Genomic DNA, 9577 nt, shown 5'->3' with positions numbered 1-9577 from the left:
ATTCGCCTTGTTTTCCCTAAATCTTGCTGGCTAGACAAGGAAAAAACTAAGTTGTGCTTTAGCAACAATGAGTTGGAACATTCCTTATCCAAACCTCAGGTTAAGTAAATTGGTGTAACACGCTCAGTGTAGAGAACAAAGATTAAAAACCAACTCCTCCCATGGCGTGCTTAAGCACTTCTTTTTTTAACGGTCCAGCTTTATTCGCCACATTCAGCGCCAGATTTCTCAAATGCTTTAACGGTGTTACTTGATTCGAAAAGCCAAAATAACACGCATCCATCATACTCATCATCAAGAGGTTGTCTTTCCTACGCTTTGACTCGTAATGATGTAGTGCGCTGCTATCACCAATATCTTCTTTTGCCTCAATCGCTTCAGCAAGTGCCGCTACGTCTTTAAAGCCAAGATTTACTCCCTGCCCTGCTAACGGATTAATGGTATGAGCTGCATCTCCTACTAATACCACTCGTTCGCTCACGTATTGGTTAGCATGTTGCCTTGCTAAAGGAAAAACCGCCACTTCTTCAATCTCAAAGTCACCGGGTAGCTCAAAAAATGCAGCTTTTACTTCTTGTTTTAGCGCCTGCTTATCTAGTTGCTTAAGTAAATTGAGTTTATTGCCGTTGTCATACCAAATCAGATTGGCATACGGATACTGCATAGGTAAAAAGGCAATGGGACCTGATGGCTTAAATTGCTGCCATGTTTTTTCTTGCTGCGGCGCGTCGAGTTTAATCAGCAGCCCCATACAATGTTGCTCATATTGCCAACCAGTCACGCCTATGCCACTCATTTGTCTGACGATAGAACGGCCACCATCAGCAGCAATTAACAAATCAGCGGTAAAGGATGCTGCTTGATACTCAATCGTCACGGAATCCTCATTATGAACAATGCGCTTTGGGATCCCCTCTGGTGAAACCACTTTGATATCAAATTCCTCAAACTGTTGCCACAATGTAGCTTGGATGAGGTTATTCTCAATTAAGTGGCCTAAGTGCGAGGCGTTTAGCGCTTCACAATCAAATATCAATTGTCCTGGCTTATCCTCATAGGCTTCTAGCTGCTTGTAAACCGCGGCTCTGGTGCTTCTTAACACAGGCATAGCACCAAGCTCATCTAGTAACTGCTCGGAAAAGCGATTGATAGCAGAAACGCGAATATCTACCTTATCACTTGCGAGTATTGCATCAGCTGAGATGGGAGAATGTTCAATAATGGTTACGTCAACACCTTGCTTCGCTAGCTTAACAGCACACGCTGCACCAACCATGCCACCACCGACTATCAGAGCCTTGTTTTTCATGCCATATTCCACTTAATTGAGTCTTTGCGCATTGTAACGCATATAAAAACAGATGTTTGCTTAAAACACCCTGTATTGATCCACATTTTGAAAGTTAAAATCTATACTTGGCTAGACAAGATAGGTCATATAAAATACGCGTCCTTTAGGCATAATGATATCAATTCAGCATCGCCTGCACGAGAAACGCGTAGTGCTAAACACCGAGTTGTAAACGAGGCAATATTTAAATGAGTAAAAAACTGCATATTAAAACCTGGGGTTGTCAGATGAACGAGTATGACTCCCAGAAAATGGCGGATCTTTTGGATTCAACAAATGGCTATCAGCTTACAGAAGAAGCTGAGCAAGCTGATGTGATCCTACTCAATACTTGCTCGATTCGTGAGAAGGCACAGGAAAAAGTATTCCACCAACTTGGTCGTTGGAAACTACTAAAAGACACAAACCCTGATCTTGTTATCGGTGTTGGTGGCTGCGTAGCATCACAAGAAGGCGACACCATTCGTCAGCGCGCTCCATTTGTTGATATCGTGTTTGGCCCACAAACATTGCACCGCCTACCAGAGATGATCAAGCAGGTGCAAAGCAAAGAAGGTGCTGTCGTTGATATTTCATTCCCTGAAATTGAAAAATTTGACCGTCTCCCTGAACCAAAGGCTGAAGGCCCGAGTGCATTTGTTTCAATTATGGAAGGTTGCTCTAAGTACTGTACGTTCTGTGTAGTACCGTACACGCGTGGCGAAGAAGTAAGCCGTCCTTTAGATGATGTGATCCTTGAAGTTGCTCAGCTTGCGGAGCAAGGTGTGCGTGAAGTGAACTTACTCGGTCAGAACGTAAATGCTTACCGTGGTGAAATGCACGATGGTGAGATTTGTTACTTCTCTGACTTAATTCGCTACGTTGCAGCAATTGACGGTATTGACCGTATTCGTTATACAACATCTCACCCGGTTGAGTTTACACCAGATATTATTGAAGCCTATGCGGATGTGCCAGAGCTTGTTGACCATTTACACCTACCGGTACAAAGTGGTTCAGACCGTATTCTAAACCTGATGAAACGCGGTCATACTGCGCTTGAGTACAAGTCAACGATCCGCAAGCTACGTAAGATCCGCCCAAACCTAAGCATGTCTTCAGATTTCATCATTGGTTTCCCAGGCGAATCAAACGCAGACTTTGAAGCAACGATGAACCTGATTAATGATATCGGCTTTGATATGAGCTTTAGTTTCATCTACTCGGCGCGACCTGGCACGCCAGCAGCAGACTTACCTGACGATGTGGCAGAATCAGAAAAGAAAGAACGCCTGTATCTGCTACAGAACCGTATCAACCAAATGGCGCAGGATATCAGCCGCAAGATGCACGATACCGAGCAGCGTATTTTGGTTGAGGGACCATCGAAGAAAAACCCAATGGAACTGCGTGGTAGAACCGAAAATAACCGCGTTGTAAACTTTGAAGGTCCACACTCAGTGATCGGCCAATTCGTCGATGTACGTATTACTGAGGCGTTACCAAACTCGTTACGTGGTGAACTTATCCGTACTGAAGCAGAAATGGATTTACGTCGTGACGTAAAACCGTCGGATATCTTAAATAAAGCACCTCAAGAACCTGAAATTAATGAATTAGGTGTTGGTACTTTTACCCCCTAGCATTTTTAAATTGTGCGCTAGCTTCGGCTAGCGTCATTTTTATAGGAAGACATTTTGAGTAATCAGATAAAGAATATAGAAATTTACTTAGAACCCGCAGATAACCACCGCCTTTCTTCACTTTGTGGTCCGTTCGACGAAAATCTAAAACAAATAGAACGTCGCCTTGGAGTTGAAATCGCGCACCGTGACAATTGGTTTAAAGTGACCGGACAAGCGGTAACGGCAAAAGCAGCTGTGGATATTCTAAAGTCTCTATATGTTGATACTCAGCCTGTGAAAGGAAAAATGACAGAAATCGAACCGGATCAGGTTCATCTGGCCATCACAGAAGCGAACGTACTTGAACAAGACGCCCCAACCGTGTGGGACAAAGAAGTCTATATTAAGACTCGTCGCGGTGTGGTTAAGCCTCGTAACCCAAATCAGAGCCAATATGTCGCTAATATCTTAACTCACGATATTACCTTTGGTGTTGGTCCTGCGGGTACAGGTAAAACCTATCTTGCTGTTGCAGCAGCGGTTGATGCGCTAGAACGTCAAGAAATACGTCGCATCCTCCTCACTCGTCCAGCGGTTGAAGCTGGTGAAAAGCTGGGCTTCTTGCCGGGTGATTTAACACAAAAAATCGACCCTTACCTTCGTCCACTTTATGACGCCCTATTCGAGATGCTTGGTTTTGAAAAAGTTGAGCGCTTAATCGAAAAAAATGTCATCGAAGTTGCACCGTTGGCGTATATGCGCGGTCGAACACTCAATGACGCGTTTATTATCTTGGACGAAAGCCAAAATACCACGACTGAACAAATGAAGATGTTTCTTACCCGGATTGGCTTTAATTCAAAAGCGGTGATCACCGGTGATATCACCCAAATCGATTTACCTCGTGGTGCGCGCTCTGGACTTCGTCATGCGATAGAAGTGCTCAATGATGTAGAAGAAATTTCATTTAACTTCTTTAAATCTCACGATGTAGTTAGACACCCTGTGGTTGCTCGTATCGTCGAAGCATACGAGAAGAAAGAAGAACAAGAGCGTCTCGCTAAAGCTGAAAAGCATCAGGCGAAACAGCAACCTTCTGAGGAATAAACCATGGACTTAATGCTAGATTTGCAATTGGCTTGTGAGTTTGAAAACTTGCCTTCCGAAGCACAATTTCAATTATGGGCAGAACATGCATTAACGCAATTTCGCGAAGAAGCGGAATTAACGATTCGCATCGCTGACGAGCACGAAAGCCAAGAGCTCAATAGCCAGTACAGGGGCAAAGACAAGCCAACCAACGTGTTGTCTTTCCCATTTGATGCGCCACCGGGGATTGAGTTGCCACTTATTGGTGATTTAATTATCTGTCCCCAAGTGGTATACCAAGAATCCGTAGAGCAAGAAAAGACCTTTCATGACCACTTCGCCCATATGGTTATCCATGGTTGCTTGCATTTACTTGGATTTGACCATATAAATGAACAAGACGCGGTAGAAATGGAAACAATAGAGAAGCACATTCTCGCTTCTTTGAATATCGCAGATCCTTACAGAGACGATTGTTAAATTAACGGAGCAGACACAACTAATGAGCGACGATAACTCGCAAAGTAGTCAGGGTTCTTCTAGCAAGACCTGGCTGGGACGCATCACACAGATGCTGCAAGGGGAACCCCAAAATAAAGAAGAACTGGCTGAAGTCATCGCTGATGCGCAAGAGCGCCAGCTGATTGATCCAGAAACCAAAGATATGATGGAAGGTGTACTCAGCGTTTCAGAGCTGAAAGTACGTGACATCATGATCCCACGTTCGCAAATGATTACACTTGATGTAGATGAGCCGCTCAGTGCTCAACTCCCTATGATGGTAGAATCTTCACACTCGCGTTTCCCTGTGATTTGTGAAGACAAAGACCACGTAGAAGGCATCTTACTTGCCAAAGATCTCTTACCTTTGATTTTGCGCGAAGAGAGCGATTTGCCAAGTATCCGCGAATATCTTCGTCCCGCTGTGGTCGTGCCTGAAAGTAAGCGTGTCGATACCCTGCTCAACGAATTCCGTCAAAAACGTTACCATATGGCTATCGTGATTGATGAATACGGCGGTGTATCTGGACTGGTTACTATCGAAGATATTCTCGAAACCATTGTTGGTGAAATCGAAGATGAACATGATGACGACGAAGAACAACAAGATATTCGTCAGCTGTCTAAACATGTTTATACTGTGCAAGCACTCACGCCCTTGGATGAATTCAACGAATTCTTCAAAACCAACTACGACACCCAAGAAGCAGATACCATTGGCGGTATTATTCTTCATGCATTTGGCCATATGCCAAGCCGTGGTGAAACTATAGATATAGATCCCCTTCAGTTTAAGGTAACTAACTCCGATAACCGGAGGATCTTACAAATTCAAGTAAGTGTACCTAAATCTGAACATGTTGAAGACTCTAGTATCTAACCTGAGTAACCTCGCAAAAGATAAGTTTGCATGGCTGGCACTCATTTCTGGCTGTGCGCTTACTTTTGCTTATTCCCCTTTTGGTTTTTGGCCTATCGCGTTTGTCAGCTTGATTATAGCGACTTGGCTTACCGATAAACCTAGTCCAAAGCTCGCGGCTAAATATGGCTTTTTATTTGGCTTTGGCTGGTTTGCCCTTGGCATAAGCTGGGTGCATGTCTCTATCGCTGAATTTGGTGGTTTGCCCTTACCTGTCTCGGTGCTGCTGATGGCATTACTATGTGCTTACCTTGCCATCTACCCGACATTGGCATTTGCTTTTGCCAGCTACTTTACTCGCACACCGTGGCAACGGGTGCTGGCACTTGTTGCGGGGTTTGCCATTACCGAGTGGCTGCGAGGCCATATGCTCACAGGCTTCCCTTGGCTTAGCTTTGGTTACACGTTAACTGACTCGCCATTGAGCAGTTTAGCCCCTTGGATCGGTGAATTTGGCTTAACGTTGCTAGTTATTCTAGCGACAACAAGCCTTTACTATCTACTTAAACAACGTGCGATTTATCTCACCATAGTCAGCTTTGCCGGCATTGCCGGTCTATACAGTGTGCCAATCATTCAAGGCCCACTAAAATACTCGGGAGATGAAATCACCACCTTACTTGTACAAGGTAATATCAAGCAGAGTCTGCGCTGGGAGCCTGAGCAATTTTGGCCTACCATGTCTAAATATCGAGATATGACCAGACCTAACTGGCAAGGCGTTGATTTAGTGGTGTGGCCGGAAGCCGCTATTCCTGAATTTGAAGATATCGCCTACCCATTTTTAGAAGGGCTGGACAAAGCCGCCGCGTTTAATGGCACGGCGCTGATAACGGGCATTCCCGATTATCAGTTTGATACCAGAACCGCGTACAACACGCTGATCACGCTTGGTAAAAAGGAAAAAGAAGACAGCGAAGGGCAATATCACTATCTGCACAAAAACCGCTACCAGAAGCACCAATTGTTGCCTATTGGTGAGTTTGTACCGTTCGAAGACCTATTGCGTCCTATAGCCCCTCTTTTTAACTTAGCGATGTCGTCATTTACTCGAGGTGATGCGGTACAACCAAACCTACTTGCGAACGGTTTGCATGTGTTACCCGCTATTTGCTACGAAATCGCGTTTAGCGAGCTTGTCAGAGGTAACTTTACCTCTGAGTCAGATATTCTTTTTACTGTGAGCAACGACGCTTGGTTTGGAGATTCCCACGGCCCGCATCAGCATATGCAGATCGCTCGCATGCGTGCCTTAGAATTACAGCGCCCATTAATTCGAGTAACGAATAATGGTATCACTGGTGTTTACGATCCACTTAGCAAAATTCAGCATGCCATTCCACAATTCAAAGCCAACATACTGAAAAGTGATGTAAAACTCATTAGTGGAATAAGCTGGTATGCAGAGCATGGTAATCGCCCCATCTGGTTTATTGTCGCTTTTACTATGCTGATACTCACCGCTGCAAAGGTAAAGCCCATAGTGCTTAAGCGATTTGAACGCAACTTTTTGTAGTTGCGGTGTTGTACCTATCGCGATGTGAAATCGCTCCTACATGCTATAAGTAACCTCTGATGGGAGCCGTTCTACGCGGCGATTTTTTACTATATCGCGATGTAAAATAACACCTACATGCAATAAGTAACCTCTGGTGGGAGCCGCTTTACGCTGCGATTTTTTACCATATCGCTATGTAAAATAGCACCTACACACAATATATAACGTCTGGTAGGAGCCACTTTACGCGGCGATTTTTTACCATATCGCGATGTAAGATCGCTCCTACATGCAATATATAACGTCTGGTAGGAGCCGCTTTACGCGGCGATATCTAATGCCATATCGCGATGTAAAAGCAGGTTTGTGTTATTACTCACAAGGTATAATAACACTCACTTTCAACCCACCTAATTCGCTATGCGCGACGGCAATGCTGCCACCATGCAATTCAACCAGTTTTTGACAAATAGATAAACCTAAGCCGGAGCCACCAAGATCTCGGCTACGTGATTTATCACAGCGGAACAAACGTTCAAACAATCTCCCTAAAGCTTCATCGCCCACACCTGGGCTTGAATCTTCAATAACACATTGGATTTGCTGGCTTTGGTAGCTAATATCCACGCAGACTTCTCCTGGCTTGTCGGTATAATTCACACTATTACGAGCCAAATTATTGAATACCTGAGCAAATCTAGTTACATCAATATCGATTTCCAGTTCATCTGGTAATTCTATATTGGCATTAAACTCAAGCCCTTCATCCGTCACAAAGTCATCAATATCTTCAACAAGACCAATAAACGCTTGTTTGGCATTGACACGCTCTAACGCCAAGTTAAGGCTGCCAGTATCTGCCTGCGCGAGTTCATAGATATCTTTAATTAATGTGTTAAGAGTATCGAGACGGCGGTTAAGCACTTTGTAGCTCTGCTTTGGATTTTCCACCAAATTATGTTCCAGAGATTCAATATGCAGCTTTAGTACGGTAAGCGGTGTTCTTAATTCATGAGAAATATCTGCAAGTAGTTGCTGCTTTAAATCCAAAGTTTTGTTGAGAAGCTGCTTCTCGAGTTCAAGTGCCCGACGTTTGTTTCTCGCAAGTAATAAGAACGCGCTCAGTAGAACGACCAAAACTCCCACCACTGCTGCCGTTACTATTTGTTCTACGCGCTGTTCAGCCAGTTCTACATCACGCTGTGTTTTTAGACTTTGTAGCTCATATTGATTTTTCTGGTACTCGGTATCCATCTGATAAGCCAAGGCTTTTTGACTGGCTTCTTTTTCAAGCTGAGAAACCTTAGATTCCGCATATTGCAAGTGATAATTAAGCGCAGACTCAAAGTCACCTTTCGCGCTATAGGCGTCCTTTAACACTCGTAATGCGGTTTCCTTGAGGCCAAGATAAACCTCATCTTGAGCAATAATTTGCTCCATACTTTGAATAAAAAAATCAGCTCGTTCAGGTAAAACAATTTGCGCATAGGTAGTCATCGTCTCTTGATAAAGCACTTTACTTTGTACCGGATCAATTAACTCTAACGCCTGTTCAACATACTCTTTAGCCTTAGCTTTTTCATTTGCTTTTAATTTAACTTCAGCCAAATTGCTCAGCGCCCAGCCCTGATTTCTGGTGTGCTCATTCTCCTCAAAAATCGTAAATGCTTTTTCAAATGACGCTTGTGCATTGTCATATTGGCTGAGTTTCATTTGTTCACGACCAATGCGGATCAACGTGTAAGCTGAATAAACGATATTGCCCGCTTTAATGTCATAGTCATATGCGGTTTGATAGGCTTCAAGCGACTTTTCATGGTCGCCAATCACTTGATGTGCACCACCTAGGTTATAGTAAACTTGTCCAAGTAAAACCGTATTTTCCTGTTTTTGGCTTTTTAGTACAGCTATCGATTGCTGCAGTAATTCAAGTGCCTTGTCCGGTAATGAAAGATCCGAGTAAACATCTGCTAACTGAGTGATCGCAGACACTTGCAAATCTGGGAGTTCATACTTCTTTGCCACTTCAATTGAGAGTTCATAACTCTCTATCGAGTCTTTATAACTGCCATTGCTTTTGTAAGCAGCAGCCCGAAAGCGATAGGCGTGGCTTAACAATCGATGCATATCAAGCGCAGATAGCTGAGATACGGCTAGGTTTAAATAACTAATCGCGTCGCTAAATCTCCCCTCTTTGAGCATGAGGTCACCATACGTTAAAGAGTATTTAGCTTCATATTCGGGTAAATGATGCGAGAGTAATACCTGTTTAAAGCGCTCCGCCCATTTATATGCCTCTTCGAGCTGGAAACCGTTTTTTAATGCAACCGTGGTCTTATGGTGAACGTCTGCAATTTCTTCCGGCGTTAAGCCCGACTCTAATACTTGGTCGACTTTTTGAAGTGCGCTATCACGTGTTTCTTGTTGCTGAATTTCTTTAATAAAAGCATCGTATAAACGCTCATTGGCATAAACTAGGGGGCTTAATAGTAGGCAACAAGTAAGCAGTATTATCTTAAAGTGCAACACGTAATCGTCTCTTTGTTATTATCGTTATAAATTGAGCAAAACAGCAGGCGAATAGGCTATCATATTGCGTGAGCATTAAATAATAA

At 43.7% G+C, this 9577-nt stretch carries 7 protein-coding genes; 5 read left to right on the top strand and 2 right to left on the bottom strand.

Translation table 11 applies throughout. The annotated features are described in order from the left end of the window. Positions 1–142 precede the first annotated feature (142 nt). Positions 143–1309 (bottom strand): FAD-dependent oxidoreductase, encoded by a 1167-nt coding sequence (locus BB427_RS20480; protein WP_069022928.1) that lies wholly within the window; start codon positions 1307–1309, stop codon positions 143–145. 230 nt (positions 1310–1539) lie between these two features. On the opposite strand from BB427_RS20480, the gene miaB reads away from it, so the two are divergent. The 5 genes from miaB to lnt are packed head-to-tail and all read left to right on the top strand — an operon-like array spanning position 1540 to position 6980. Then, a complete protein-coding gene (gene miaB, locus BB427_RS20475; RefSeq protein WP_010607359.1) occupies positions 1540–2973 on the top strand; it encodes a tRNA (N6-isopentenyl adenosine(37)-C2)-methylthiotransferase MiaB in 1434 nt (477 codons plus the stop codon). Between the two features lie 54 nt (positions 2974–3027). Beyond that, entirely contained in the window at positions 3028–4062 is a 1035-nt protein-coding gene (locus BB427_RS20470; RefSeq protein ID WP_010370423.1) for a PhoH family protein, read from the top strand. 3 nt (positions 4063–4065) lie between these two features. Then, a complete protein-coding gene (gene ybeY / locus BB427_RS20465) occupies positions 4066–4524 on the top strand; it encodes an rRNA maturation RNase YbeY (protein ID WP_069022926.1) in 459 nt (152 codons plus the stop codon). Between the two features lie 22 nt (positions 4525–4546). Then, positions 4547–5425, top strand: coding sequence for a CNNM family magnesium/cobalt transport protein CorC (corC, locus tag BB427_RS20460; RefSeq protein WP_010370418.1), 879 nt, complete (start codon positions 4547–4549; stop codon positions 5423–5425). After that, positions 5403–6980, top strand: a complete 1578-nt coding sequence (gene lnt, locus BB427_RS20455; protein ID WP_069022924.1) for an apolipoprotein N-acyltransferase — start codon at positions 5403–5405, stop codon at positions 6978–6980. Before corC ends, lnt begins: the two co-directional genes overlap by 23 nt. Positions 6981–7334: 354 nt before the next feature. Here the strand turns inward: lnt and BB427_RS20450 are convergent, their stop codons facing one another. Continuing rightward, positions 7335–9491 (bottom strand): tetratricopeptide repeat protein, encoded by a 2157-nt coding sequence (locus BB427_RS20450; RefSeq protein WP_069022922.1) that lies wholly within the window; start codon positions 9489–9491, stop codon positions 7335–7337. Positions 9492–9577: the final 86 nt, after the last annotated feature.

The sequence above is a fragment of the Pseudoalteromonas sp. BMB genome (assembly GCF_001709235.1).
Lineage (GTDB): Bacteria > Pseudomonadota > Gammaproteobacteria > Enterobacterales > Alteromonadaceae > Pseudoalteromonas > Pseudoalteromonas maricaloris.
This window is presented reverse-complemented; position numbering and strand designations above follow the sequence as displayed.

What these genes read in the sequence shown, in the direction of transcription:
- corC (WP_010370418.1), top strand. Translation starts at nt 4,547, where the DNA reads ATGAGCGACGATAACTCGCAAAGTAGTCAGGGTTCTTCTAGCAAGACC.
- lnt (WP_069022924.1), top strand. Translation starts at nt 5,403, where the DNA reads ATGTTGAAGACTCTAGTATCTAACCTGAGTAACCTCGCAAAAGATAAG.
- BB427_RS20480 (WP_069022928.1), bottom strand. Translation starts at nt 1,309, where the DNA reads ATGAAAAACAAGGCTCTGATAGTCGGTGGTGGCATGGTTGGTGCAGCG.
- miaB (WP_010607359.1), top strand. Translation starts at nt 1,540, where the DNA reads ATGAGTAAAAAACTGCATATTAAAACCTGGGGTTGTCAGATGAACGAG.
- ybeY (WP_069022926.1), top strand. Translation starts at nt 4,066, where the DNA reads ATGGACTTAATGCTAGATTTGCAATTGGCTTGTGAGTTTGAAAACTTG.